The organism is Streptomyces sp. NPDC091387 (genome assembly GCF_044756945.1).
In the GTDB taxonomy this organism is placed as follows: Bacteria; Actinomycetota; Actinomycetes; order Streptomycetales; family Streptomycetaceae; genus Streptomyces.
In genome coordinates this window covers 92,565-118,206 of the sequence record NZ_JBIVTZ010000001.1, presented here as the reverse complement: position 1 = coordinate 118,206, position 25,642 = coordinate 92,565, and the positions used below count along the sequence as shown (strand labels likewise).

The following is a 25,642-nucleotide window of genomic DNA, read 5'->3' as shown; positions in this document are numbered from 1 at the left end:
GGGCGGGGGCCGCGACGGCTGCGGCCGGTGTGCGGGGCGGGCGCCGCTGGGCCAAGCTGGAACGGCAGCCCGTCCCGTCCGGCGAGGAGGTGGCGATGGACCCGGTCCGGGCCCTGGAGCGGATCGCCTTCCTGCTGGAGCGCGGCAGGGGCGACACCTACCGCGTCCAGGCCTTCCGCACGGCCGCCCGCACCGTCGCCGCGATGGGCGAGGGCGAGGCCGTCCAGCGGGTGACGGACGGCTCGCTGGAGCGGGTCAGGGGTATCGGCCCCCGGACCGCGCAGGTCGTCCGCGAGGCCGTGGCCGGAGAGGTGCCCGCGTATCTGGAGCGGCTGGAGACCGAGGCCGAGGAGGGCGGGCCGCTCGCCGAGGGCGGTGAACGGCTGCTCGCGCTGCTGCGCGGCGACTGCCACCTGCACTCCGACTGGTCGGACGGCGGCAGCCCGATCGAGGAGATGGGCCGTACGGCCGCCGGGCTCGGCCACGACTGGGCGGTGCTCACCGACCACTCGCCCCGGCTGACCGTGGCCAACGGACTCTCGCCCCGGCGGCTGCGCCGACAGCTGGCCGAGATCGCCGAACTCAACGAGCGCTGGGCCCCGTTCAGACTGCTGACGGGCATCGAGTGCGACATCAACCTCGACGGCTCCCTCGACCAGGAGGACGAGCTGCTGGCACAACTGGACCTGGTGGTCGTCTCCGTCCACTCCAAACTGCGGATGGACCCCGGCCCGATGACCCGGCGGCTCCTCGCGGCCGTCCGCCATCCGCGGGCGAACGTCCTCGGGCACTGCACCGGCCGGCTGATCACCGGCCGGGGCCGTCCGGAGTCCCGGTTCGACGCGGACGAGGTCTTCGCCGCCTGCGCGGAGGCGGGCACGGCCGTGGAGATCAACAGCAGACCCGAGCGGCTGGACCCGCCCCGGCGGCTGCTGCGCCGGGCCGTCGAGGCGGGCACGCTCTTCGCCGTCGACACCGACGCGCACGCGCCCGGACAGCTGGACTGGCAGATTCACGGCTGCGCCCGCGCCGAGGAGTGCGGGGTCCCGGCAGAACGCGTCGTCACGACGTGGACGGCCGACGAGCTGACGGCCTGGACGAGCTAGGGCCTGTATGGGGTTGTCACGCGGAAGGAGGAGCGGGGCTGGGTGCGTGCGATCGCAAGGCGCGGAAACGCTCTTGTAGCGGAGCTACCAGGGCGTTTCGGCAACGCTGCGAGCGTGCGTGCCCAGCCCCGTGACGCCGCGTGACAACCCCATACAGGCCCTCGGGGCGGCTTCCCGCGGGCGCTACTGGTTGAGCTCCGCCAGCACCCGCAGGGTGTGCGGGTCGGGGGCCGTCACCAGGAGGTCGGTGACCGGGCCCTTGCGCCACAACTCCAGGCGTTCCGCGATCCGTTCACGGGGGCCGACCAGTGAGATCTCATCGGCGAACGCGTCCGGCACGGCGAGGACGGCCTCCTCCTTGCGCCCCTCCAGGAAGAGCCGCTGAATCCGCCGGGCCTCCTCGCCGAACCCCATCCGCGCCATCAGGTCCGCGTGGAAGTTGCGGGCGGCGGCGCCCATGCCGCCGATGTAGAAGCCGAGCATCGCCTTCACCGGCAGCAGTCCCTCCGCGACGTCGTCGCAGACCTGCGCACGGGCCATCGGCGCGATCATGAACCCTTCGCGGAGGCCGGTGAGCGAGGCCTCGTACACGTCGGTGCGCAGCGGCGACCAGTACAGGGGCAGCCAGCCGTCCGCGATCCGGGTGGTCTGCGCGATGTTCTTCGGCCCCTCCGCACCGAGCAGCACCGGGAGGTCCGCCCGCAGCGGATGGGTGATCGCCTTCAGCGGTTTGCCGAGCCCGGTGGCATCCGGACCGTTGTACGGGTGCGAGTGGAACCGGCCGTCCAGCTCAACAGGCGCCTCGCGACTGAGTACTTGGCGCACCACATCGACGTACTCGCGGGTCGCGGTCAACGGGCTTCGGGGGAACGGCCGCCCGTACCAGCCCTCGACGACCTGTGGACCGGAGAGCCCGAGGCCCAGCATCATCCGGCCGCCGGAGAGGTGATCGAGCGTCAGGGCGTGCATGGCGGTTGCGGTCGGGGTGCGCGCCGCCATCTGCGCGATGCCGGTGCCCAGCCGGATACGGGAGGTGTGGGCGGCGATCCAGGTCAGCGGGGTGAAGGCGTCCGAACCCCAGGCCTCGGCCGTCCATACCGACGCGTAGCCCAGGTCCTCCGCCTCTCGGGCGAGGTCCAGATGGGCCGGGTTCGGGCCGCGGCCCCAGTATCCGAGAGCGAGTCCGAGCCGCATTCCGCCGCCTCCCAAGAATTCTGACGATGCATCAGATATAGCCGGAGGGTACGACAGCGGCCCCCCGCCCGGAAGGGGCGGGGGGCCGCTGTCGGTTGTCCGTGCGCCGCGTCGTCAGCCGCGCTGGATGCCCGTGGTGTCCTGGAGCACGCCACGACGGCCGTCCTGCGTCTGGGCGATGAGGCCCGGACCGCGCTGCTCGACCGCCAGGTACCAGGTCCCCGGGGCCAGTTCGGCGATCGGGGACGGCGAACCGTCCTCGCCGTACAGCGGACGGGCCACCGGAACCGCGAACCAGAACGGGGTGAACTCACCGGCCGGCGCACCGCCGGCCGCCGGGGCCTGCTGGGCCGGCGCACCGGTCTGCTGCGGCTCGGGCTGACCGGGCTGACCGGGCTGGCCGGGCTGCTGGGCGCCGTACGGCTGCGGCTGGCCCGGCTGCTGACCACCGAAGGACGGCTGCTGCGCGCCCGGGTAGCCGTAACCCTGGCCGGGCTGCGGCTGGCCACCGTACGGCGGGTGCACGGCCTGCGGCTTCGGGGCGCCCATGAGCGGGGCCTTCAGCGCGGGAAGCAGCGGGGAGGCGACCGCACCGGCGGCCAGCACCAGCGCGGCGATCATGCCGAGGATCAGACCGGCACCTGCGTCGATCTGGCCGAGGTCGATGATCGTCCAGAACAGGTTCCACGCGGTGAACACCGTGGCGGCCACGCCGAACTGGGCGAGATCCAGACCGGCGACCTTGCGCGGCTGCGGCTGAGCGCGGGAGAGCACGATCAGCGCGGCGCCGGCCACTCCGACCATGTAGACACCGATCGCGTTGCCCAGCGAATCCCAGGAGTTCGGCGCGTCAATGCTGGAGTTCCCATAGGAGAAGTAGTCGAGGAAAGAGGCGATGAACAGCACGACCGCTGCTCCGATCACCACGCCATCGCCTCGAGTGAGGGAGCGGATATTCACGTGAAGGTCCTTAGTCGGTCGTCTCGTCGGGGCGGTCGTCGCTGCCACCGGTACGGCGGGCACGGCGCGAAGCTCGGGGGCGGCTCCCCATCGTACGGATGAATCTATCGTCTGCCCGGTCGGGTGGTGCCCCCCGTCCGGACGTTGGGCGGGCATCCTCCCGAATTCATCGCAGAACCACCTCTTACTACCCGTTGAGGTAGCTGCTGATGCCGTCGGCGATCCCCTGTGCCGCCTTCTGGCGCCAGCTCGCACTGCTGAGCAGGGCCGCGTCCTTCGGATCACGCATATTGCCGCATTCGATGAACACTTTGGGCACGGTAGACAAATTAAGTCCGCCGAGATCCTTGCGGGTGTCCAGTCCGGTATTGCCGCCGATGTAATTGGAAGGCGCACTTCCGGTAGCGCGGACGAAGAGTCCGGCGATACGCGTACCGAGATCGCGCGACGGGCCGACGATCTCCGAGGTGTCCGCGTCGCCGCCGCGCACCGGACCGGGAAGGATCACGTGGAAACCCCGGTTGCCGGCCGCCGATCCGTCCGCGTGGACCGAGACGACCGCATCGGCCCCGGCCTTGTTGCCGATCCGGGCCCGTTCGTCGACACACGGGCCGAACGGCCGGTCGTCGTCGTACGTCAGCACCACCTTCGCACCCTGCGCCCGCAGCAGTGTGCGCATCCGGTGCGCCACGTCGAGGGTGAACTCGGCTTCCGCGTAACCGGAGTTGGTGGAGGTGCCGGTGGTGTCGCACTCCTTGTGCGTGGTGCCGATGTCCACCTGACGGCCGATCTCGGCGGTGTGCAGGTGGTTGCGCGGATTGTGCCCGGGGTCGATGACGACCGTCTTCCCCGACAGGGGCCCGGACGGGGCGTCCGGCGCGGACGCCGACGGGGAGGGCGACCGCGCCACGGAGGGACTGCTGTGCACCGGTGACGGGGAGGCCGGGGCCGGTGAGGAGGCCGTCGCGGGGGCCGGTGCGGCGGCCGTGGTGCCGGCCGGGCCGGGCCGGGCCTGCGCGGTGTCGCCGCCGCCGCCGCAGCCGGTGGCGCCCAGGCACAGCACGGTCAGCGTCGCGGCGGCGAACAGGGCCGGGCGGCGCGGGGTGGGGGGAACGCTCTCGTCGTCACGCACCCGGCGATGCTATCCGGGAGCCCGCCCGGCGTCCGGAGGCCTCAGATGCCGGGCCCGGTGCGCCGCAGGACGCGCAGCGAGTCGGTCACCGAGATCTCGGTGAACGCCCCGGAGGCCAGCGCCCGCAGATAGATCCGGTACGGGGCCTGGCCGCCGTGCGCCGGGTCGGGGAACACGTCGTGGATCGCCAGCAGCCCGCCCTCGGCGACATGCGGCGCCCAGCCCTCGTAGTCGCCGTTCGCGTGCTCGTCGGTGTGACCGCCGTCGATGAAGACCAGGCCGAGCGGCCCGCCCCAGACGGCCGCGACCTGCGGGGAGCGCCCCACGAGCGCCACCACGTGCTCCTCCAGACCGGCCGCGTGCAGCGTCCGGCGGAAGGTGGGCAGCGTGTCCATCCGGCCGACCTCCGGGTCCACCACGGTCGGATCGTGGTACTCCCAGCCGGGCTGCTGCTCCTCGCTGCCCCGGTGGTGGTCGACGGTGAGGGCCGTCGCCCCGGCGGCACGGGCGGCGTCGGCGAGCAGGAGGGTGGAGCGCCCGCAGTACGTGCCCACCTCCAGCAGCGGCAGCCCGAGCGCGGCGGCCTCGGCCGCGGCCGCGTACAGCGCCAGCCCCTCCACCACCGGCATGAAGCCCTTGGCGGCCTGGAACGCGGCAAGAATCTCCGGCTGGGGCTCGGCGGCCACGGGGTTCCTCCTGGTGCGGGATACGGGGACGGGGCGTTTCGACGGCGCCCCATCGTGCCGCACGTCCGGGCCGGGGGTGCGCGCGGGGGTGTGTCCGGGCCCGCGGGGGAATGCCTGCGCCCCCGCCGAGAGTGTCGGCGGGGGCGCAGGTGGGGTGAGCCCGGGTCGGGGCGGGCCCCTGGTGGAGCTGTGACGCGGTGGTCAGCAGCTCTGCCAGAGTCGGGTCATGACGCGGACGCCGAAGCGCAGTCCCTCCAGCGGGACGCGCTCGTCCACGCCGTGGAACAGGCGGCCGTAGTCCAGGTCGTGCGGGAGCTTCAGGCCCTTGAAGCCGAAGCAGCGGATGCCCAGGTGGGTGAAGGCCTTGGCGTCCGTACCGCCGGGGTTGCAGTACGGCACGGGGTGGCCGTCCGGGTCCTCGGCGCGCACCGCGTCGCACATGGCGTCGACGAGCGGGCCGTCGAAGGTGGTCTCCATCGCGATGTCGTGGTTGACCCACTCGCGGCTGACCGAGGGGAGCAGCAGCCTGTCGATCGTGTCGATCAGCTCCTGCTCGTGGCCGGGCAGGAAGCGGCCGTCGACGCGGGCGGTGGCCTTTCCGGGGATGACGTTGGTCTGGTAACCGGCGTTGAACATGGTGGGGTTCGCCGAGTTGCGGAGGACCACCTGCATGAAGTCGGAGACCGGGCCCAGCTTGGCGAGGCTGCCCTCGATGTCGTCCTCGTCGAACTCCACGCCGTAGAGGCGGGCGGCCTCTTCGAGCAGCGCGCGGACCGGCTCGATCAGCCGGATCGGGAAGGTCTCGCGGCCGATCCGGGTCAGCGACTCGGCGAGGTCGGTGACCGCGTTCTCGTCGTTGGGCGAGGAGCCGTGGCCGGCCCGGCCGGTCGCGGTGAGCTCCATCCAGGCCATGCCGCGCTGGGCGTTCTCGATCGGGTAGAGGCGCCGGGTGTCGTCGAGGGCGAAGGAGAACCCGCCGCCCTCGCCGATCGCCTCCGTGACCCCGGCGAACAGCTCCGGGCGGTGCTCGACGAGCCAGTGGGCGCCGAACTTGCCGCCCGCCTCCTCGTCGGCGAGGAAGGCCAGGACCAGGTCGCGCGAGGGCCGGGTGCCGGTGCGGGCGAAGTGCCGGGCGGTGGCCAGCATGACGGCCACCGTGTCCTTCATGTCGATCGCGCCGCGGCCCCACAGGTAGCCGTCCCGGATCTCACCGGAGAACGGGGGCACCTGCCACTCGGAGGCGTCGGCGGGCACGACGTCCAGATGGCCGTGGACCATCAGGGCGCCGCGCTCCGGATCGCGGCCGGCGATCCGGGCGATGACACTGGCCCGGCCCGGGGCGGACTCGATCAGCTCCGAGTCGATGCCCACCTCGGCGAGGCGGCCCACCACCCAGTCGGCACTCGCACGCTCGTTGCTGGTGGGGTTGGAGGTGTCGAACCTGATCAGTTCGGCGCAGAGGTCGATGACCTCGGCCTGGGCCTCGTCTGAGGCGGGGACCAGGGCGGCGGTGGGTTCGGGGGTGCTCATGCTGCTCCCACAGGGGTGGTGGCGGGGGCGTCGGGGACCGCGTTGTCCTCGTCGTCCTCGGTGGTGGAGGTGCCGTACGGCTTCACCCAGCCCAGCAGGCCGAGGACGCAGTACAGGACGAATGCGGTGGCCAGCGAGTTCAGGGCCGGTATGCCGCCGTCGTAGAACTTGCCGACGCAGAAGGCCACGATCCAGATGACGATGGACATCGGCACCCAGGTCGGCGAGGACTTCGGCAGGGTCTCGGCCTCGCGGGTGTCGTCCAGCGGCTTGCGCATCCGCTTCACGACCCAGTACTCGGCCACGATGATGCCGCCGATCGGCGGGATCGCGACGCCGAGGATGGTGAGGAACTCGGTGAAGTGGGTCATGATCCCGACCGCGGACAGGAGCGTGCCCGCGATGCCGAGGACGATGGTGACGGCGCCGCGGTGGATCCGCTTGCCGAAGACGACCTGGAAGAAGTTGACGACGCCGAGCGAGGATCCGTACAGGTTCCAGTCGTTGATCTTCGCCGTGGACATCAGGACCACGATGACGCCGAAGGCACCCGAGGTGGAGAGCACGATGTGCGAGACCTCGTTGCTCTTGACCAGGTGGCCCAGGAGCACGCCGGTCATGCCGACGATGTACTCGGAGAGGATCATCGAGGAGGCGCTCTGCACGAAGACGTGCGAGCCCTTCTTGTTGTAGCGGGTCATCTCCGGCGCGACGATGGCGCCGGTCATGAAGCCGCCCGCGATGGCGGTGGCGGCGACCGCGAGGGGAATCGTCTGGCCGGGCGGCGGCGAGTTGATCAGGTCACTGAGGGAGTGGTCCTTCAGCGTCGTGATGACCGACCACGCGACCATCGCGAAGAAGAGCGGGGTGACGATCTTCGCGAAGACGGCCATGTACTTGAAGCCGAAGATCACCAGGGCGGTGATGGCGATGCCGGCTATCACGCACCACATCCAGGACGGTCCGCCGACCAGCGCCGAGACGCTGTTGCCGAAGATCGTGTTCTGGACGCCGAACCAGCCGACCAGGCTGACCGCGATGACGAAGCTGACCAGCGCGGAACCGTTGCGGCCGAAGCCCACCCAGCGGGTCAGCATCGGGGTCGCGAGACCCTCGCGCATACCGGCCAGGCCGATCGCGAAGATCACGATCTCCAGGATGACCGCGCCGAGCGTGAAGGCGAGGAAGGCGTTCCCGAAGGTCATGCCGACGCCGATGGTGGCGCCGAGCGTGAACTGCGAGATCGACCCGGACTGGGCCAGCCACTGGAGCAGCATGGACCAGAAGCCGAACCGCTTGTCGCGCGGGACGCGCGAGAGCGAGTAGTCGTCGCTGCCGATGCTCTTGGTCTCGTTGACCGCGGCGTCGGCCGGAGGGGCGGCAGCCATCAGGACTCCTGGGGTGTGCGGCCGAGGGTCTGCAGGTGAGACAGCGACCCGTAGCGGTTGACGAGGTTGTCGAACTCCACCGCGTCGTGGAAGTCCAGGTGGCCCGCGCCGTAGGCCTTGGCGACCTCCACGGCGTAGCGGGCGGCGGACGCGATGTCGCTCTCATGACTCGCGCCCGTCTGGCAGCCCGGCACCGCGGCGGCCGAGGTGACCGCCAGACCGACCACGGGAGCGGCCGTGGCGGTGGAGGGCTGGAGGATCGAATTGATGTGGTGTGCACCATTACCGTACGGCGTGATGTCCTGTGTGGTCACCGGGTACGTGACCAACGGCTCACCGGTCACCACGGCCAGCAGCTCCCCGAGCTGCTCGCTCACCCGGAGCACCCAGCCCTCCTTGACGGTGGGCGACAGGGCGAGGCCCTTGTGGTTGATGATGCGGTTGCCCTTGGTGGTGTCGATGGAGAGCACGGCCTCCATGGCGTCCGTCACCTCGTGGCGGTTCATGGTGGCGATGTCCACGGGCGAGCCCATGAACGGCACCGGGTCGTGCGGCTCGGTCGGCGCGTTCGGGCAGATGTGGGTGGCGACGATCACATCGCCGGGCAGCACATCGCCGCGGCGGCGCATGTCGAGCAGCTTCGCGGCGGTGGCGACGGCGGAGACCGCCCCGTCGGCGTCGGAGACCAGGCCGGTCACCTCGGGCCGGGCGCCGATGCCGCCGAGCCGGCCGACCACACCCAGGGTGCGGGCGGTGCCCCCGGCCGTGCGCCCCCGGGAGCCGGGGATGCGGACCATCACGAAGTCCGTCGAGCCGCGCTCGCCGGTGACCGTGGTGACCTCCGCCGACGAGCCCTCGGCCCCCGCCGCGGCGTCGAGGTACTCGACGACCGTCTTGCCATTGGCCTGCGGGTCGTCGAGGAGGTCGACGATGTCCAGTACGTACTTCAACATGGGGGGCCTTTCTCGCGCATCCATCACACCCGTCCGGCGCCCGGCAGGGAGTAGGACGCCGGACGGGGTGCTGAGAGCAGATTCGGGATCCGATAGCGTTGAGCGCAACCATTTCCCGTTATTTGCAACTCGGGTCTGAAGGGTGAGATGACGATGGCGGACTTCGATCTGGACCGGCGGACGCCCGCCGGAGCCCTGCAAACCGTCGACCGGGCGCTTCTCGTGCTGCTCGCGTTCGAGCGGACCAGGCCCGACTGGGGCGTCACCGAGGTCGCCGAGGAGTTCGGCTGGGACACCTCGGTGGCCCAGCGGCTGCTCGCCACCCTCGCGGGCCGCGGCTTCCTGGTCTCCGACCCGGCCACCCGCCGCTACCGCATCGGCCCCGCCGTGCTGCGTCTGGGCAGGCTCTGGGAGCGCTCCGGATCGCTGGAGCTGCTCGCCGGGCCGGTCCTGGAGGAGCTGCGCCGGGTCACCGGCGACACCGTGCTGTTCTGCCTGCCGGACAGCTTCCACATGCGGTGCGTGGCGGCCGAGGAGGGCGAGACCGGGCCGCTGCGCTACTACCCCCTGGTCGGCGAGCTCTACCCGGCGCACGCCGGGGCGACCAGTAAGTCGTTCTACGCCTACCTGCCGGACGAGCAGCGCCACCGGCTCTTCCGGGGACGCCCGATGGCCCGGTTCACGGACCGGACGGTGACCGATCCGGACCTGCTGGAGCGGGAGCTGCTGAAGGTGCGTGCCCAGGGGTACGCCTGGACGGTCGGCGAGTACGACACCGGCATCGCGACCCTCGCCGTACCGGTCTTCCTCGGGCGCGAGCCGTACGGAAGCCTCAGCCTGGGCGGCGCGGAGGCGCGGTTCGAGGGGGCGCCGGAGAACCGGATCGACGCGCTGCGCAAGGCGGCCGACATGCTGGAGAGGCGCCTCACCCACCCGCCGCAACGCCCCAAGCCCCGGTCCCGCCGCACCAGCTGACCGGCGATCGGGCCCCGCTCCACCCGCACGACCTGAACCGAAGAGAACCCAAGAGGAACCCCGTGAATCTGCTCCTGCTCTCCAACTCCACCCAGCACGGCTGCGGTTACCTGGAACACGCCCTCGACACGGTGCAGGCGTTCCTGCCCTCCGGCGCCAGGCTGGCCTTCGTGCCGTACGCGCTCGCGGACTACACGACGTACACCGCGCGGGTCCAGGGCGCCCTGGAGCCGGCCGGCATCAGCGTCCGCGGTGTCCACGAGAACGCCGACCCGGTCGCCGAACTCGCCGCGTCCGACGCCGTGTTCATCGGCGGCGGCAACTCCTTCCGGCTGCTGAGCGCGCTCTACCGGACCGGGCTGCGCGACGCCGTGATCGAGGCGGTGCGCGACGGACTGCCGTACATGGGGGCCAGCGCCGGCACGAACATGGCGTCGCCCACCCTGCGCACCACGAACGACATGCCGATCGTGCAGCCGCCGTCCTTCGAGACGCTCGGCCTCGTCCCGTTCCAGATCAACCCGCACTACCTGGACCCGGACCCGGACAGCACCCACAAGGGCGAGACCCGCGAGGAACGGCTCACCGAGTTCCTGGAGGAGAACGACGTCCCGGTGCTCGGTCTGCGCGAGGGCTCATGGCTGCGGGTCAACGGGCGCCAGGCCCGGGTCCAGGGCGCCCGCCCCGCGCGGCTGTTCACCCGCGGCGCGCGGCCGCAGGAGTTCCCGGCGGGGACGGACGTCTCTCATCTGCTCACGACCGCACCGAGGTTCGACGCACCGGTGCGCTGAGGGACAGCACCAGATCGGCCTCGGCGGGCCGGCCGCTCGCGGGGTGGGCCGCCGGGTAGGCGCGCGGCGCGTATCCGGCGGCCGATCCGGCCAGGACGAAGCTGCCGCCGGCCGGGGCGGCGAGCGCGTACCGGCCCTCCGCGTCGGTCGTGGTGAGCCCGGCCTGCCGGCCCTGCCGGTCGATCAGGGTGACGTTGGCGCCGGCCACCGGGGTCCCGTCGGCTTCGAGGACCCGGCCGCGGAAGCCGGAGCCGGGGAGCGGGAGCGGGAGGCCGGACAGCCGGGCCGTCGCGTCGCCCGCGCTGCTCGCCAGCAGGACCGGCGCGGCGGCCGCCCGCTGCGACGGCAGGAACGCGGCCAGCACCAGTCCGGCCAGCACCGCACCCGTCGCGATCATGAACGAGGTGCGGAAGCCCTCCATGCTGGGCACCGCGACCGGCCCCATCTGTACGGAGGTGTGGGCCAGTACCATGCCGATCACCGCGCTGGACACCGAGGTGCCGATCGAGCGCATCAGGGTGTTGAGCCCGGTGGCCGCGCCCGTCTCCGAGGCGTCGACGGCCCCGATGATCAGCGCGGGCAGCGAGGAGTAGGCGAGCCCGATGCCGGCGCCGAGCACGACCGCGATGACGACGGTCTGCCAGGCGGCGCTCATCAGGCCGAGCCCGGCCCCGTATCCGATGGCGATGACCGCCATGCCGAGCATCAGCGTGACCTTGGGGCCGTACCGGGCGGACAGCCGGGCGTACAGCGGGGCGACGAGCATCATCGTCAGACCCAGCGGCGCCACGCACAGCCCGGCGACCACCATCGACTGGCCGAGGCCGTAGCCGGTGGACAGCGGCAGCTGGAGCAGCTGCGGCAGGACCAGCGAGACGGCGTAGAAGGCGACCCCGACCATGATCGAGGCGAGGTTGGTGAGCAGCACCTCGCGGCGTGCGGTGGTCCGCAGATCGACCAGGGGTGCGTCGCTGCGCAGCTCGAAGACGCCCCACAGCAGCAGCACCAGCAGGCCGGCGGCGACCAGTCCGAGGGTGGTGGGGGAGGTCCAGCCCCAGTCGCTGCCCTTGGTGATGGGCAGCAGCAGGAGGACCAGTCCGGCCGAGAGGCCGAGGGCGCCGGGGACGTCGAACCGGCCGGGGGCCCGCAGCTCGGGCTCCGGCACCGCGAGCACGGTCAGCCCCATGGCGAGCACGCCGAGGCCGGCCGAGCCGAAGAAGAGGGTGTGCCAGTCGGTGTGCTGGGCGACCAGGGCGGCGGCGGGCAGGGCGAGTCCGCCCCCCACGCCGATCGAGGAGCTCATCAGGGCCATGGCCGAGCCGAGCTTCTCGCGCGGCAGCTCGTCGCGCATGATGCCGATGCCCAGCGGGATGGCGCCCATGGCGAAGCCCTGGAGCGCGCGGCCCACGATCATGATCACGAGGTCGTCGGTGAAGGCGCATATCAGGGAGCCGACGACCATGACGGCGAGGCTGGCCAGCAGCATCCTCCGTTTGCCGTTGAGGTCCCCGAGCCGCCCCATGATCGGCGTGGAGACGGCTCCGGCGAGCAGCGTCGCCGTCATCACCCAGGTGGCGTTGGACGGGTCGGTGTCGAGAAGGGCGGGCAGGTCCTTGATGACGGGGACGAGCAGGGTCTGCATCACCGCCACGGTGATACCCGCGAAGGCGAGCACGGGGACGATCCCCTTGCCCGTCTTCGGCGTCCGCGGCGAGGGAAGCTCCGCGGGCTGCTGTTCGTGCGTCGTCTGTGGCATACGTGCGGCCTCCGGGCAGCGGGAGAGGGAGGGACGGGAAGGCGTGCGGGCCGTGCTGCGGGCAGCGTGGCCCGCCAAGTGTGTGCAGGGTGCAACCTTCCGCATGTCCGAGGTATTCCGGTGAACGGGGGGCGAACAGGACACGGCGGTGGCCGGGAGTGCGCCTCCGGCCGGAAACAGATGCCCGTCTGACCTTCCGTCAGATTGGAACGTGTTCTACTCTTGCGCCGTTCCAGTGGCTGCGACCGGCGAGGATCCGCATGGGCATCGGAATCACCGAAGAACACAGGGAGCTCGCGCAGGCCGTACGGGGGTGGCTCGCGCGGACCGTACCGCCCGGGGAAACCAGGAAAATTCTTGACGCGGACGCCCCCGCCGCCACCGGCGCACGCCCCGATCACTGGGACGGGCTGGCGGAACAGGGCCTGCTCGGCATCCATCTCCCCGAGGAGTACGGAGGCGGAGGCGGCGGGCTGCTCGATCTCGCCGTCGTCCTCGAAGAGGCGGGCCGGGCCGCACTCCCCGGCCCCTTCCTGGCGAGCGCCCTCGCCTCCGCGGTACTGCACGCCTCGGCGCCGGACACGTCCGCCCTGGTACGGGACCTCGCCGCGGGACGGCGCACCGGCGCCGTCGCCCTCGGCCCCGGCAGCCTCACCGCCGTCGAGCAGGAGGACGGCCATCTGCTCGACGGCGAACTCCCGCCGGTGCTCTCCGCCGCCGGGGCCGACCTGCTGCTGCTCCCCGCCGCCACGGTCACCGGCACCCGCTGGTTCGCCGTCGACACCGGCACCCGGGGACTGGCCGTACGCCCGCACCGCGGCGCCGACCCGACCCGCCCCACCGCGGAGGTCCGGGCCGAGGGCGTCCTGGTCCCCGCCGGGCGGCTGCTGCCCACCGACTCCGGACTCGTCCGCGACCTCGCCGCCGTCCTCTTCGCCGCCGAGGCCTGCGGCACCGCCGCCCGCTCGCTGGACACCGCCACCGAACACGCCAAGGTCCGCGAGCAGTTCGGCCGCCCCATCGGACAGTTCCAGGGCGTCAAACACCTCTGCGCCGACATGCTCGTACGGGTCGAACAGGCCCGCGCGCTGGTCTGGGACGCCGCCCGCGCGGCCGACGAGGCACCGGAGGTACGGGGCATGGCCGCGGCCCTCGCCGCGTCGACCGCCCTGGACGCCGCGTACACCTGCGCCAAGGACGCCATCCAGATCCTCGGCGGGATCGGCTTCACCTGGGAGCACGACGCCCACCTGTACCTGCGCCGCGCCCTGGTGGCACGCCAGCTGCTGGGGTCAGGGGACGTCCACCGGCAGCGCGCCGTCCGGCTCGCCGCGGCCGGGGCGCGCCGCGAACTCACCCTGGAACTCCCGGCGGAGGCGGCCGCACACCGCGCGGCGGCCCGCGAGGCCGTCGCCGCCGCCCGGGGCCTGGACCCGAAGGCCGCCCGCCGCGCCCTCGCACCCACCGGCTACGCCGCCCCACATCTGCCCGCGCCCTACGGCCTGGACGCCGGACCCGTACAACAGCTCGCCGTGCAACAGGAGTTGCGCGAACAGGGCGTGAAGCTGAGCGACCTCCAGATCGCCACCTGGGTGGTGCCCTCCCTCCTCGCACACGGAACGCCCGAGCAGCAGGACCGCTATCTGCTGCCGACCCTGCGCGGCGAACTCCTGTGGTGCCAGCTGTTCTCCGAACCCGAAGCCGGCTCCGACCTCGCCTCGCTGCGCACCCGGGCCGAACGCACCCCGGAGGGCTGGCGGATCAACGGCCAGAAGGTGTGGACGAGCGCGGCCCAGTGGGCCGACCACGGCATCCTGCTCGCCAGGACCGATCCGGACGCCCCCAAGCACCAGGGCCTCGGCTACTTCCTCGTCGACATGAAGAACACCGAGGGCATCGACATCCGCCCGCTGAAGGAGATCACCGGGGACTCCCTCTTCAACGAGGTGTACTTCGACGACGTCATGCTGCCCGCCGACGCCCTGGTCGGCGAGGCCGGCGGCGGCTGGCAGGTCGCCCGCAACACCCTGGGCAACGAACGCGTCCACATGGCCGACCAGATGACCTTCGACACCGGCCTCGAAGCCCTGATCGACCGCTCCGCCGGACTCGACGGCGCCTGCCGGGCCCGGATCGGAGCACTCGCCGCCGAGGCCCACGCGCTGGCCTGCATCGGGCTGCGCACCACGCTGCAACAGGTCTCCGGCCTCGAACCCGGCGCCGGCGCCTCGGTACGCAAGCTCATCCAGACCGCCCACCAGCAGAAGGTCGCCGAACTCGCCCTCGAACTCCTCGGCCCCGCGGGCGCGGTGGCCGAGGGACCGGGCGAACGGGCCGTCCACGGATTCCTGATGTCCCGCTGCCTGACCATCGCGGGCGGCACCACCCAGGTCCAGCTCAACGTCGTCGCCGAGCGCATCCTCGGCCTGCCGAGGGACTGAGAGGGGCCACCGCCCCTCCGAAAGGACACAACACCATGACAGCGAAGGCCGCGAAGGCATACATCGTCGGCGTAGGGATGACGAGGTTCGAGAAGCCCGAGACCCGCGACTGGCAGTACTGGGACATGGCGAAGGAAGCGGGCACGGCCGCGCTCACCGACGCCGGTGTCGCGTACGAGGACGTCCAGCAGGCCGCCGTCGGCTACTGCTTCCAGGCCTCCACCGCCGGACAGCGCGCCGTGTACGAACTCGGACTGACCGGGATACCCGTCTACAACGTCAACAACAACTGCGCCACCGGCTCCACCGCGCTGATGATGGCCCGGCAGTTCGTCGAGGGCGGCGGCAGCGACTGCGTCCTGGCGCTCGGCTTCGAGAAGATGGCGCGCGGATCGCTCGGCGGCGGCGGGTCCGACGGCGGAGCGGGTGATTTCAAGACGTCCCCGGTCGCCCGCCACTACGGGATCATGGCCGCCGGACACGGCTTCGAGATGACCCCGCCCACCGCCCAGATCTTCGGCAACGCGGCCCGCGAGCACATGAAGAAGTACGGCACGACCGAGGCACAGCTCGCCGCCGTCGCGGCCAAGAACCACCGCCACTCGACGGGCAACCCGTACGCCCAGTTCCAGGCCCCCTACACGGTCGACGAGGTCCTCGCGGCGAAGCCGATCCACCACCCGCTGACCCGGCTCCAGTGCTCACCGACCTCCGACGGCGCGGCCGCGGCCGTCGTCGTCTCCGGGCGCTTCGTCGAGGAGCACGGGCTCGGCGACCGGGCCGTCGAGATCGCCGCCCAGGCCATGACGACCGACACCGGGGACTCCTTCGCCTCCGGGACCTGCATCGACGCGGTCGGACTGCCCATGTCACGGGAGGCCGCCCGCCAGGTGTACGAGAGCGCGGGCATCGGAGCCGACGACCTCGACGTCATCGAACTCCACGACTGCTTCTCCATCAACGAACTCCTCACCTACGAGGCGCTCGGGCTGTGCGGCGAGGGCGAGTCCGGGGCGCTCGTCGAGTCCGGCGCCACCACCCACGGCGGCCGCTGGGTGGTCAACCCGTCGGGCGGCCTGATCTCCAAGGGGCACCCGCTCGGCGCCACCGGAATCGCCCAGGCCGCCGAACTCACCTGGCAGCTCAGGGACGAGGCCGGCGCCCGCCAGGTGCCCGGCGCCCGCACCGGACTCGCCCACAACATCGGGCTCGGCGGCGCGGCCGTGGTGACACTTCTGCGCCGCTGAGGACGCGAGGGTCCGCGGGGCCCGGTGGGGCGCCGGTCCCACACCCCCGGACCGGGGCCGGTACGGTCCGGAAACCGATGTACGGGGTGCCGGGCGGCTGCGAGTATGACGCCATGGTTGACGTCTCGACGCCCACACGCCGTACCCCCCGGACCCGTACCCGCACGTGGGCGGTGGTGTTCGCCGCCTGCGTCGGCCAGTTCCTCGTCGTCCTCGACGTGTCCGTCGTCAACGTGGCCCTCCCGTCCATGCGCACCGACCTGGGGCTGAGCACCGCCGGACTCCAATGGGTGCTCAACGCCTACTCGATCGCGTTCGCCGGATTCATGCTGCTCGGCGGGCGGGCCGCCGACATCTACGGCCGCAAGCGGATGTTCCTGGTCGGCCTCGGCCTGTTCACCGCCGCCTCCCTGGCCGGCGGCCTCGCCCAGGAGGGCTGGCAGCTGCTCGCCGCCCGCGCCGCACAGGGGCTCGGCGCCGCCGTGCTCGCCCCCGCGACCCTCACCCTGCTCACCGCGGCCGTCCCCGAAGGACCCGCCAGGACGAAGGCCATAGGCACCTGGATGGCGGTCGGCGCGGGCGGCGGCGCGACCGGCGGACTCATCGGCGGGGTGCTCACCGACACGCTCTCCTGGCGGTGGGTCCTGCTGATCAACGTGCCGGTCGGCATCCTCGTCCTGACCGGCGCCGCGATCTGGCTCGCCGAGGGCCGGACGGGCGAGCGCAGCCGTATCGACCTCCCGGGCGCACTGCTCGTCACGGCGGGCCTCGCCTCCATCGCCTACGGCATCGTGCAGACCGAGGAGTCGGGCTGGACCGCGTCCGCCACCCTCGTCCCGCTGCTGGCCGGACCGGCACTGCTCGCCCTGTTCGTCCTGGTGGAGTCCCGCACGAAGAAGCCGCTGATGCCCCTGAGGGTGCTCGGCGCGCGGGCGGTCGCCTCGGCGAACGTGGCGATGCTCGTGATCGGCTCGGCGACGTTCTCCATGTGGTACTTCATGACCGTGTACGCGCAGAACGTGCTGGGCTACACCGCGCTGGAGGCCGGACTCGCCCTGATGCCCACCTCGGTCGCCGTCGTCGTCGGCTCCAAGTGCGCCCCGCGGCTGATGGCCCGCGTCGGAGCGAAGAACCTGGCGCTCGTCGGCACGGTGGTCGCCGCCGCGGGCTTCGGCTGGCAGTCCACGATGACCGCCGACGGCTCCTTCCTCACCGCGATCTGCCTGCCCGGCGTACTGATGATGGCCGGCACCGGCCTCGCGGCCACCCCGCTCGCCTCCCTGGCCACCTCGGGCGCGGCCCCCGGCGAGTCCGGCCTCGTCTCCGGACTCGTCAACACCTCCCGCACGATGGGCGGCGCACTCGGCCTGGCCGTGCTCTCCACCGTCGCCGCGGCCCGCACGGCCGGCGGGACGGGCCCCGCGGACCTCACGGCCGGCTACGCCCTGGCCTTCCGCACGTCGGGCTCGGTGCTGCTGGGCGGCCTGCTGCTGATGATCCTCTGGCTGCCGCGCCACCGGTCGGTGCGGCGCTGAGGCCGCCTCCCCTGCACCGCCCTCAGAGCCACCCCTGCTGCCGCGCGGCCCGGACCGCCTCCATCCGGTTACGGGTGGAGGTCTTGCCGATCGCGGACGACAGATAGTTGCGCACCGTCGACTCCGACAGGTGCAGCTTCACCGCGATGTCCGCGACCGTCGCCCCGTCCACCGACGCCATCAGCGCGTCGCGCTCCCGGGCGGTCAGCGGACTCGGCCCCGCGCTCAGCGCGGCGGCGGCCAGCGCGGGATCGATGACGGTCTCCCCGGTCAGCACCCGCCGGATCGCCACCGCGAGCTCCTCGACCGGCCCGTCCTTCACCAGGAACCCCGCTGCCCCGGCCTCCATCGCACGCCGCAGATAGCCGGGCCGGCCGAACGTGGTGAGGATCAGCACCCGGCAGTCCGGCACCTCGTCCCGCAGATCGGCGGCCGCGTCCAGACCGCTGCGCCCCGGCAGCTCGATGTCCAGCAACGCGACGTCGGGCCGCGTGGCGACGGCCGCCGCCACGATCTCGTCCCCGGCCCCCACTTGGGCCACCACCTCGATGTCCGCCTCAAGACCGAGCAGCAGGGCGAGCGCGCCCCGCATCATTCCCTGGTCCTCGGCGAGCAGTACTCGTACGGACTTCGTCGGCCGGTGGTCCTGCGGCATCTCGTTCACGGGGGACAGGGTATGGCGGGCGGGGTGCCGGGGCGCGTTATCCGGCCCGGGGCGCCCGGCCGACGGCGTAACCCGGGGTGTGGGTCTGCCGCCGGCCAGGTGGCGTCGGCTCAGAGCAGCGCGTGCGGGTACTGCTCGGCGCGGTGCTGGAAGGCCAGAACCGCGGGGTTCTGGACGACGCCGTCGCGGATCTCGATCGCCCGGCTGAGGGTGCGGTCACCTTCCCAGCCGGCCGGCCCTTCGAGGACCGGCCGCAGGAACGGGATCAGCGCCTCGCTGTTCTCCCAGGTGGCCGCGTCCCACAGGTAGGAGGGGCTGTGGTCCACGGCGTAGTAGTGGACGTTGTCGCCGACGGTGAACATCGGCTCGTCGAAGGTCGTGGGCCGGGCCCAGGCGAACCCCATGCCCTCGTCGCAGGAGACGTCGATGACGAGGGTGCCGGGCGCGAGCTTCGGCAGATCCTCCTGTATCAGGAACATCAGCGGCGCCGCGGTGTCCTGGAGGACGCAGTTGACGATGATGTCGTGCCCGGCGAGGAACTCGGCCAGCGGCTCCGGGCCGTCCTCGGTGAGCGCGATGCTGCGCCGCGGGTCCAGGGTGTCGTCGGCCACGTCGTGGTCGAAGCGCACGATCCGAGCCGAGTGGATCGGTGAGCTGACGGCGGTGGTGCCGCGGGCGGTCAGCACGTCCACGTCGTGCACGCCCAGCGCGCTGAGCGCGGTCACCGCGCCGCGGGCGGTGGCGCCGAAGCCGATCACCGCCGCACGCCGACGGCGCCCGTAGTCACCGGTCGCCCCGGTGAGCTGCATGGCGTGCAGCACCGACGAGTAGCCGGCCAGCTCGTTGTTCTTGTGGAACACGTGCAGGCCGAATCCGCCGTTCCGGGTCCAGTGGTGCATCGCCTCGAAGGCGATGACCGTGAGCCTGCGGTCGATGGCTGCCTGCGTGACCTTCTCGTCCTGCACGCAGTGCGGCCACCCCCACAGCACCTGCCCGTCCCGCAGCTCCGCCAGATCCTGGTGCAGCGGTTTGGCCAGCAGGATGACGTCACACTCTGCGATCAGGTCGTCACGTGAGCGGAAACCGGCGACGTGCGGCGCGAGCTGCTGGTCCGGGACACCGAAGTGCTCTCCGTAATCGGTCTGCAGATAGATGCTGGAGCGGAGGTCGGCGTCGATGCGTTCGAAGTGCGCCGGGTGGATCGGCAGGCGGTGTTCGTTCTCTTTGCGAGCCTGCGACATGATTCCGAGCTTGAGCTGCTGCAAGATACCCCTCTGATTGCTACCTGTATAACATCCCCTCGAAGCGCGCGGACGTGGTCGGCGGCGCTCCTCCTCGGGACCGGGTGCCCTGATGAGCGCCCGTCCCAGGCCCTTCGGCCGACAGGCGAGGAGGCGCCGGATCAGCGCGGAGCGTCCGGCAGGCCGTCGATGACCCGGCGGGCCCTGCTCACCGCGCGCCGTCTCCTCGCCCGTGAGGCGGGTGATCTCCGCCCGTGGCGGCGGGCCGCAACTCACCTTCTCTCAAGGTCCGTTGTCATCCCCAGGTCTGACCCGGCTCCGCGCGGCGCGACCGGAGCCGCCCATCGGAACGCGAGCTGCGGCTGACTTCACGGCCCGCCCGCGCCGAGACGATGGAGCGGTCCCCAGGACGCAGTACCGCTACGGACGAGCGAGTGCCGTGAGCGTCGCCGGATCCAGTACGGCGGTGTCCGGCCTCGGCACCCGTGGGACAACCGACAGCGAGAGGGGGTACCGAAGATGGCCACGTTGCGGAGCCTGGACCCGATGACGCCGATGTTCGCGCAGTTCAAGGAGGAGACCGGGCCCGTCGTCCTGGCCAACACCTTCGTCGTTCCGAAGGAGAGGACGGAGGCGTTCCTGCCGCTCTTCCGCAGGCAGGCGGAGTTCATGAAGGCTCAGCCGGGATTCGTGTCCCTGCGGATGCACAAGGGGACGGCGGGCAGCCGGCTTCTGATGAACGTCGCCGTCCGGGAGTCGACCGAGGCGCTCGCCAGGGCGTTCGGCAGCCCGGAGTTCCAGCGCATGGCGGCCGAGTTCCCCGACGACATCGTGTCGTACCCGCACGTCTTCGAGCAGATCGACGTGTGACACGGCAGCCACCCATCCACGCACCGCGCCGGGTCACCGAGGCCGAAGGCGACCCGGCGGACCATGGCTTTGCCGCCGGCGGGAACCGTGTTCGTGAAATCGCCATCAGACAAGCCGTACCGGCGGAACGCCTGAACTGGAGCTTTGGCAACTGCCGTTGGGGCTGGACCCATTAAGTACTACGTATGTTGGGCGCGCTCCAGGCGTGTGGCGGTAACAGAATGAGCGCGGCATGCCGGATGACTGCGCTCTCCTACAGTGATTGCTGGGTGTTTCACTTGTCCGGAACCGAGCCCGAAGCACTGGCGCACGGGATACCCGCTCCCGCACGGGGTGAGGTGCGGCGGAAGTTACTGCGCGACCGGGGACAGACGGCTGTGGAGTATCTGGGGGTGATCACTGTTGTCGCCCTGATCGTGCTGGCCCTGACCATGAGCGGAGTCGGCGGCAGCATCGCCAGTCGTATCGAGGCGCAAGTCTGCTCCCTCGCCGGCTCCAGCTGCGGGTCGAGCGGCGGTGGCAGCGGAGACCCGTCGGATGAAGTGGTGAAGCACGGGGGAGCCAAAGCGAGTGTTCCGAAGCCGAAGAGAGGTGCTCAGCCCGGTATTTCGGAGCCGGCCGAGCCGCCTCTGCCAGGTGCCTCGGAGCTGGGGGCGTCTCCTTCGCCGAGCGTTTCTAAGCCGGCGGTGACCCCTCACCCGGGCGTTCCGGATCCGCCGAAGGACCCTCGACCGGGCGTTTCGAAGCCGGCGGTGACCCCGCATCCGGGCGTCTCGGCTCCGCGGAAGGCTCCTCTGCCGAGTATTTCGAAGTCGAGGGTGACTCCTCATCCGGGCGTTTCGAAGCCCCGGACGGGCTGACCGGCGAAACCAGGGCCCCGTGACCCATCACGTACGAGCCCGACCGGGCGCGTCCTTGGTGGTCCGGGTGCCCTGAGAAGTTATCTCATGCGGCCCGGCCGCGCGCTTGACATGCGGGTGGCAGGGGAGCGGACTCTGTCGCATGATCACGCCATGACGAGTCCTGCTTCCTTCCGTGACCGGACCAACTGGTCCGGCAGCTCCTATGAGGTGGGGGTATCGGTCTGCGGTCTCATGATCCGACGCTATCCGCCCGAGAACATCAGTCCTGCAAGAAGTCCTCGAACTCCCAGGAGTGCCCCGGCGCGTGGTCGACGAACAGCGTGCAGGCCTGCTGTTGTAGAGGGGCAAGGGCAGGGTCGACCCTTTCGCACGGCTCGGCACAGACGTAGGTGAAGTGGTCGCCGTCCCAGCGCACCCATACGTCGAAGGCGTCGCGTCCCATGTCCTCCAGGTGGGCGGCGTGCTGGTCGGTATGTCCCTTGGCCAGTTCGCAGACAAGCGAGTGGGGCAGTCCTCCCGCACTACCCGACTGCTGATGCGCCTGCGCGGTGTCGAACCAGGGTGGAAGGGCGTGCGCATTGCAGTGGATCACCGTTGGGCCTCCGGTTGAGGGGACGTGGGACCCGGTCCGTGCGGCGCGCGGCAGCACACGGACGGGGAGGGGGCTCGGGAGCGCCGTACCCGGCCACGGCACGGCGAGACCGGACGGGCCACCCGGCGAGCGTCACCAACAGGCCGGCGGCCGGATCGAGCACGGTGAGCACATCGGGCCCCCCGGCCTCCAGCCGCGCCATCGCGTGGTCCTGCTGGTCCGGGTCGTGTGCCCACGCCCGTAGCCCGTTCGGGACGGCGGGGCTCCGAAAGCCGATCGGCCGGACGTCCCGCGTGCCGGACGGCTGGGGCTCGGGCGCGCCGACCCCGTCCGCGAGCCGATGCGCCTGCCGGCGCAGCCACCGGAGCGCGAGCCGGCGGTTCGGGAGGGTGGCCCTGCCGAGCGAGACGGCCCTCCCACCGGACGTCGCGGTGATCTCCGCCGTGTAGGGGACGCCGTTCACGCGGCGCGCTCCCCGGTCGGGAGTGCGAGCAGCGCTTCGGCTGCCGCCTCCGCGAAAGCCGCCGACTCGGCCGTATCTGACTGTAGTTCGGCAATCGCCCGGTCCAGCTCGGCGCGGAACAGCGCGCGGGTTTCGGGGTCCGACGCGATGCGGTCCAACTCGGCGTCCAGGTCGTGCGTCGGGATGCTCACAGCACCTCACCCCGACTCCGCGCGTTGCACCGCGCGTTCTGGGCGCGCAGCCGCTCTATCGGGTCCGCGGGACGTACGTGCTCGGGCTCGGCCTCCCACTCCTGCCCGCCGCACATCGGTCGCAGTGACCAGTACGGGCCGGCGAGCCCTCGGAACTCCCCGACCTTGTTCGCGCGGGCCATGTCCACCATGAGTGTGCCGGGGGTGGGTGCGTGGGCCGGTTCCTGTCCATCCGTGGGAACGTTGTGCGCACTCATCGCCGCTCCTCTCCGTAGCGGTTTCGCTACTCAGGGCGTCCAGAGTGGCCTAGAGTTGGAGTGTCCTCAACTTGGCTGTTTTGCTTGATGAGTTAGGAACTCACGTGGTCAACCGGAAGGCATTGGACCCCGAGACTTCGCCGGCGCAGGCGTTTGGCCAGCGCTTACGGCAAGCGCGGGACGAGCGGGGGTGGACGCAGGACGAGCTGGCCGTACGCATGGGCCTGACCGGGTCGCATGTTTCCGCTGTCGAAACTGGCCGCCGCCCACCAACTAACCGCTTCGCGCGCAGTGCTGACAGAGCACTCGGCACCGGAGACAAGTTCGAGCGAATGACCCGTGCCCTCAAAAACACCTCGCTCCTGGAGGGGTTCACGGACTTCGTCACCCACGAGGTGCGAGCCGCAGAGATCAGGCTGTTCGAGCTCGGGATCGTTCCGGGCCTCCTCCAGACTCCGGAGTACGCGGCAGCGATCACTACGGGTGCCGTGCGGCGCGGAGCGATCACGGAGCAGCAGGCGGAAGAACGGCTGACGCTCCTCACGAAGAGGCAGGCATCACTGGAGCGGACGCCTCCACCGCTTGTGTACGTGGTCCTTGACGAGAGCTGTATTCGCCGGGTGGTGGGCGGCCCTCGTGTCATGGCGGAACAGCTCGACCGGCTCACCGCGTTCGCCGAGCTGCCGTCCACCGTCGTACAAGTCGCTCCGTTCGACCTTGGTGAGCGGCGGTCGTTCGACTTGCCCGTCCACTTGCTGACTTTGCCGGACCGGGCTCAGCTCGCTTATGCCGAATCCGCACAGCAAGGCCGACTGGAACGGGATATGCGGTTCGTGCAGCCTCTGTTGACGGCCTACCATCAACTACAGGCCGAAGCGCTGTCCCAAGCGACATCCGTGGCCATGATCCAGAAGGTAAGAAAGGGCACCCCGTGACGACCGAATCCCCCCGCTGGTTCAAGTCCTCCTACAGCAGTAACGGCGGCGCGTGCGTTGAGATCGCAGCCAATCTTGCCGTCTCGCGCGGCGTCGTCCCCGTCCGCGACTCCAAGGATCTGAGCGGCCCCACTCTGGGTCTTCGTGCCGACGCGTTCTCCTCGTTCGTGGCGGGCGTCAAGGCCGGAGATTTCGGCGCCGTCTGACTGCGCACCAGGCGTGCACCGCCCCTTCCGTGCACGTCCCAACAGTAGAAACCCCGTCACGGTCCCGAGCCGGGAGCATGGCGGGGTTCTTTCTGTCTCGCTTACGCCGAGTCCGCTCAGTGGGACGCGTGGGAGCGCGATATCTGCGTCTTGCGGCTCTGTTGACAGCCCTGCCATCGTTTACAGGTCGGAGCGCTGTCCCAAGCGACCTCCGTGGCCATGATCCAGAAGATGAGAAGGGGTACCCCGTGACGACCGAATCCCCCCGCTGGCTCAAGTCCTCCTACAGCAACAACGGCGGTTCCTGCGTCGAGTGGGCGCCGGCGCACGCGTCCGTTACGGGCGTCGTCCCCGTCCGCGACTCCAAGGATCTGAGCGGCCCCACTCTGGGTCTTCGTGCCGACGCGTTCTCCTCGTTCGTGGCGGGCGTCAAGGCCGGAGACTTCGGCACCATCTGAGCAACGATTCAGCGCCGCCCCATCGTGCCCCGCACGGTGGGGCGGCGCTGCGCTGCGACGCGAGTCCACCCAACAGGGCTTATTTCAAGGCCGGGTTGACGGTTCGCCCGCTGCCGCCGGTGGGGACCTGTTCCTGATGACCTGCACAAAGTGGGTGCCCTCGGAGCCACCCTTGCTGCCGCGCGGCCCGGACTGCCTCCCCTCGGTGGCTGGAAGTCGCTATCCGATCTTGTGCCAGGTGTGATCTCGGTTACCCTCGCAGGGATGGAATGGAGGGCTCTTGATGACTCGGGGCTGGGAAGCTGATGCCTCTTCGCCGCTGGCGCGCCGCCTGGGGAAAACTCCCGCAGAACTCGGGACCACGGGCGGTGAACAGGGATGCCCGGACATCTGGGAACTGGAGAACGGTGACATCGCCGTCGTGGGCCGTGACCTCACCGACTCCTACCTGACCCGCCTTCCTCCGGGACTTGTCGTCGCCCCGGACGAGCGGATCGTTGTCATCCCGCGCAGGACAGCCGTTGCGGCTAAGGCGGACATCCCTGATGCGTAGCCCACGGGCCGACAGCCCTGGTCGGCGTCTCGGGCTGGACGCCTACATGGAGGACTTCGACCGCTATTTCTGGCGTTCCGGCCCCGAGGGGTTCTGGAAGCTCGAACGGCAACAGGAATTCCGGGAGCCCGGGGTGGAAAGCTGGGAAGCGTTCCGTCGGGGGCACTGGGACGAATCCCTGAAGCTGATCGAGGGACAGCGGGGTCATTACGAGAAGTACTTCCGGCGAATCGCCGGATGCGGATTCGCCCTCCACCGTGTTCGTTGCGTAGAGGAGCCCATCTCTCCGTACCTCCAGTGGGAACTCCATCTGCTGCACCTTAAGGCCCAGTACGGGGAGGACACGAAAGTACTTGCCGGGGATGGAATCCGCTTATACGAAGGACAAGGTTCACTTTCTGAGATCGTCGTCCTTGGTTCCTCGGTGATGTATGAGGTGCTCTATGACGACGAAGGGAAACTCGCCGGCGGCATCCGCTTCGACGATCCGCGTGACATCTCCGAGTGTCGGCAGGCGATCCAGGAGATGCATCGGTTTGGTGAGCCGTTGGACGATTTCTTCAGCGGTCACGTCGCCCGGTTGCCTCCGCCGAACGTGACCGATGAGAAGGTCTGAGGTGTTGTGCTCGGAATGTGGCGGAGCTTTCGGGTTTAG

Annotated in this window: 25 protein-coding genes; 12 read left to right on the top strand and 13 right to left on the bottom strand. The window is 70.8% G+C overall.

The features are described 5' to 3' along the window. Positions 1-95: 95 nt before the first annotated feature. Positions 96-1,106: a PHP domain-containing protein gene (locus ACIQM0_RS00590; protein ID WP_401281867.1), complete on the top strand. Its 1,011-nt coding sequence runs from the start codon at positions 96-98 to the stop codon at positions 1,104-1,106. A 183-nt stretch (positions 1,107-1,289) separates the two neighbouring features. Here ACIQM0_RS00590 and ACIQM0_RS00585 read toward each other — a convergent pair whose 3' ends face one another. The 7 genes from ACIQM0_RS00585 to ACIQM0_RS00555 all read right to left on the bottom strand — a co-directional run bounded on the left by ACIQM0_RS00585 (position 1,290) and on the right by ACIQM0_RS00555 (position 8,949). Continuing rightward, positions 1,290-2,300 carry an LLM class F420-dependent oxidoreductase gene (locus ACIQM0_RS00585; protein ID WP_401281864.1) on the bottom strand — a complete coding sequence of 337 codons (1,011 nt, stop codon included), beginning with the start codon at positions 2,298-2,300 and terminating at the stop codon, positions 1,290-1,292. Positions 2,301-2,414: 114 nt separating this feature from the next. After that, positions 2,415-3,227 carry a hypothetical protein gene (locus tag ACIQM0_RS00580; protein WP_401281862.1) on the bottom strand — a complete coding sequence of 271 codons (813 nt, stop codon included), beginning with the start codon at positions 3,225-3,227 and terminating at the stop codon, positions 2,415-2,417. A gap of 220 nt (positions 3,228-3,447) precedes the next feature. Further along, positions 3,448-4,392: an N-acetylmuramoyl-L-alanine amidase gene (locus ACIQM0_RS00575; RefSeq protein ID WP_401281859.1), complete on the bottom strand. Its 945-nt coding sequence runs from the start codon at positions 4,390-4,392 to the stop codon at positions 3,448-3,450. A 41-nt stretch (positions 4,393-4,433) separates the two neighbouring features. Further along, on the bottom strand, positions 4,434-5,078 hold the full coding sequence (locus ACIQM0_RS00570) for a class I SAM-dependent methyltransferase (protein ID WP_401281856.1): 645 nt from the start codon (positions 5,076-5,078) through the stop codon (positions 4,434-4,436). Between the two features lie 201 nt (positions 5,079-5,279). Then, on the bottom strand, positions 5,280-6,608 hold the full coding sequence (locus tag ACIQM0_RS00565) for a M20/M25/M40 family metallo-hydrolase (protein ID WP_363027072.1): 1,329 nt from the start codon (positions 6,606-6,608) through the stop codon (positions 5,280-5,282). Beyond that, on the bottom strand, positions 6,605-7,996 hold the full coding sequence (locus tag ACIQM0_RS00560; protein WP_363027070.1) for a cytosine permease: 1,392 nt from the start codon (positions 7,994-7,996) through the stop codon (positions 6,605-6,607). The genes ACIQM0_RS00565 and ACIQM0_RS00560 overlap by 4 nt, the downstream gene beginning before the upstream one ends. Beyond that, positions 7,996-8,949: a DUF1177 domain-containing protein gene (locus ACIQM0_RS00555; RefSeq protein WP_363027068.1), complete on the bottom strand. Its 954-nt coding sequence runs from the start codon at positions 8,947-8,949 to the stop codon at positions 7,996-7,998. The genes ACIQM0_RS00560 and ACIQM0_RS00555 overlap by 1 nt, the downstream gene beginning before the upstream one ends. Positions 8,950-9,096: 147 nt before the next feature. On the opposite strand from ACIQM0_RS00555, the gene ACIQM0_RS00550 reads away from it, so the two are divergent. Both ACIQM0_RS00550 and pepE read left to right on the top strand, forming a co-directional pair. Continuing rightward, positions 9,097-9,924: an IclR family transcriptional regulator gene (locus ACIQM0_RS00550; RefSeq protein ID WP_401281853.1), complete on the top strand. Its 828-nt coding sequence runs from the start codon at positions 9,097-9,099 to the stop codon at positions 9,922-9,924. 62 nt (positions 9,925-9,986) lie between these two features. Next, a complete protein-coding gene (gene pepE, locus ACIQM0_RS00545; protein WP_401281850.1) occupies positions 9,987-10,715 on the top strand; it encodes a dipeptidase PepE in 729 nt (242 codons plus the stop codon). Here the strand turns inward: pepE and ACIQM0_RS00540 are convergent. After that, positions 10,678-12,471 (bottom strand): MFS transporter, encoded by a 1,794-nt coding sequence (locus ACIQM0_RS00540; RefSeq protein ID WP_401281847.1) that lies wholly within the window; start codon positions 12,469-12,471, stop codon positions 10,678-10,680. The genes pepE and ACIQM0_RS00540 overlap by 38 nt on opposite strands. A 260-nt stretch (positions 12,472-12,731) precedes the next feature. Here ACIQM0_RS00540 and ACIQM0_RS00535 point away from each other — a divergent pair, with 260 nt between their 5' ends. The 3 genes from ACIQM0_RS00535 to ACIQM0_RS00525 all read left to right on the top strand — a co-directional run bounded on the left by ACIQM0_RS00535 (position 12,732) and on the right by ACIQM0_RS00525 (position 17,694). After that, entirely contained in the window at positions 12,732-14,912 is a 2,181-nt protein-coding gene (locus ACIQM0_RS00535; protein ID WP_401281844.1) for an acyl-CoA dehydrogenase, read from the top strand. Positions 14,913-14,947: 35 nt separating this feature from the next. Next, positions 14,948-16,159, top strand: coding sequence for a lipid-transfer protein (locus ACIQM0_RS00530; protein ID WP_363027059.1), 1,212 nt, complete (start codon positions 14,948-14,950; stop codon positions 16,157-16,159). Positions 16,160-16,272: 113 nt separating this feature from the next. Beyond that, positions 16,273-17,694, top strand: a complete 1,422-nt coding sequence (locus ACIQM0_RS00525; RefSeq protein ID WP_401281841.1) for an MFS transporter — start codon at positions 16,273-16,275, stop codon at positions 17,692-17,694. Between the two features lie 22 nt (positions 17,695-17,716). On the opposite strand, the gene ACIQM0_RS00520 is transcribed toward ACIQM0_RS00525, so the two are convergent. Next, positions 17,717-18,349 carry a response regulator gene (locus ACIQM0_RS00520; RefSeq protein WP_401283346.1) on the bottom strand — a complete coding sequence of 211 codons (633 nt, stop codon included), beginning with the start codon at positions 18,347-18,349 and terminating at the stop codon, positions 17,717-17,719. 119 nt (positions 18,350-18,468) lie between these two features. Then, the gene (locus ACIQM0_RS00515) at positions 18,469-19,623 is read right to left on the bottom strand and encodes a N(5)-(carboxyethyl)ornithine synthase (RefSeq protein WP_401281838.1); all 1,155 of its coding nucleotides are present in this window, start codon (positions 19,621-19,623) and stop codon (positions 18,469-18,471) included. Between the two features lie 495 nt (positions 19,624-20,118). Here ACIQM0_RS00515 and ACIQM0_RS00510 point away from each other — a divergent pair, with 495 nt between their 5' ends. Beyond that, positions 20,119-20,469, top strand: coding sequence for an antibiotic biosynthesis monooxygenase family protein (locus ACIQM0_RS00510; protein ID WP_401281835.1), 351 nt, complete (start codon positions 20,119-20,121; stop codon positions 20,467-20,469). 1,122 nt (positions 20,470-21,591) lie between these two features. On the opposite strand, the gene ACIQM0_RS00505 is transcribed toward ACIQM0_RS00510, so the two are convergent. From ACIQM0_RS00505 to ACIQM0_RS00495, 3 genes are all read right to left on the bottom strand, one after another. Next, positions 21,592-21,924: a hypothetical protein gene (locus ACIQM0_RS00505; protein WP_401281832.1), complete on the bottom strand. Its 333-nt coding sequence runs from the start codon at positions 21,922-21,924 to the stop codon at positions 21,592-21,594. 459 nt (positions 21,925-22,383) lie between these two features. Further along, complete coding sequence (locus ACIQM0_RS00500; RefSeq protein ID WP_401281829.1) at positions 22,384-22,578, bottom strand: hypothetical protein; 195 nt, start codon at positions 22,576-22,578, stop codon at positions 22,384-22,386. Then, positions 22,575-22,835, bottom strand: a complete 261-nt coding sequence (locus ACIQM0_RS00495; RefSeq protein WP_401281827.1) for a hypothetical protein — start codon at positions 22,833-22,835, stop codon at positions 22,575-22,577. Before ACIQM0_RS00495 ends, ACIQM0_RS00500 begins: the two co-directional genes overlap by 4 nt. A gap of 104 nt (positions 22,836-22,939) precedes the next feature. On the opposite strand from ACIQM0_RS00495, the gene ACIQM0_RS00490 reads away from it, so the two are divergent. The 5 genes from ACIQM0_RS00490 to ACIQM0_RS00470 all read left to right on the top strand — a co-directional run bounded on the left by ACIQM0_RS00490 (position 22,940) and on the right by ACIQM0_RS00470 (position 25,603). Continuing rightward, positions 22,940-23,770, top strand: coding sequence for a Scr1 family TA system antitoxin-like transcriptional regulator (locus ACIQM0_RS00490; protein ID WP_401283344.1), 831 nt, complete (start codon positions 22,940-22,942; stop codon positions 23,768-23,770). Beyond that, entirely contained in the window at positions 23,767-23,976 is a 210-nt protein-coding gene (locus ACIQM0_RS00485) for a DUF397 domain-containing protein (RefSeq protein ID WP_401281824.1), read from the top strand. The genes ACIQM0_RS00490 and ACIQM0_RS00485 overlap by 4 nt, the downstream gene beginning before the upstream one ends. A gap of 248 nt (positions 23,977-24,224) precedes the next feature. Continuing rightward, a complete protein-coding gene (locus ACIQM0_RS00480; RefSeq protein ID WP_401281821.1) occupies positions 24,225-24,434 on the top strand; it encodes a DUF397 domain-containing protein in 210 nt (69 codons plus the stop codon). A gap of 283 nt (positions 24,435-24,717) precedes the next feature. After that, positions 24,718-24,987, top strand: coding sequence for a hypothetical protein (locus ACIQM0_RS00475; RefSeq protein ID WP_401281818.1), 270 nt, complete (start codon positions 24,718-24,720; stop codon positions 24,985-24,987). Positions 24,988-25,033: 46 nt separating this feature from the next. Further along, positions 25,034-25,603: a DUF6879 family protein gene (locus ACIQM0_RS00470; RefSeq protein ID WP_401281815.1), complete on the top strand. Its 570-nt coding sequence runs from the start codon at positions 25,034-25,036 to the stop codon at positions 25,601-25,603. The last annotated feature ends 39 nt before the right edge of the window (positions 25,604-25,642 follow it).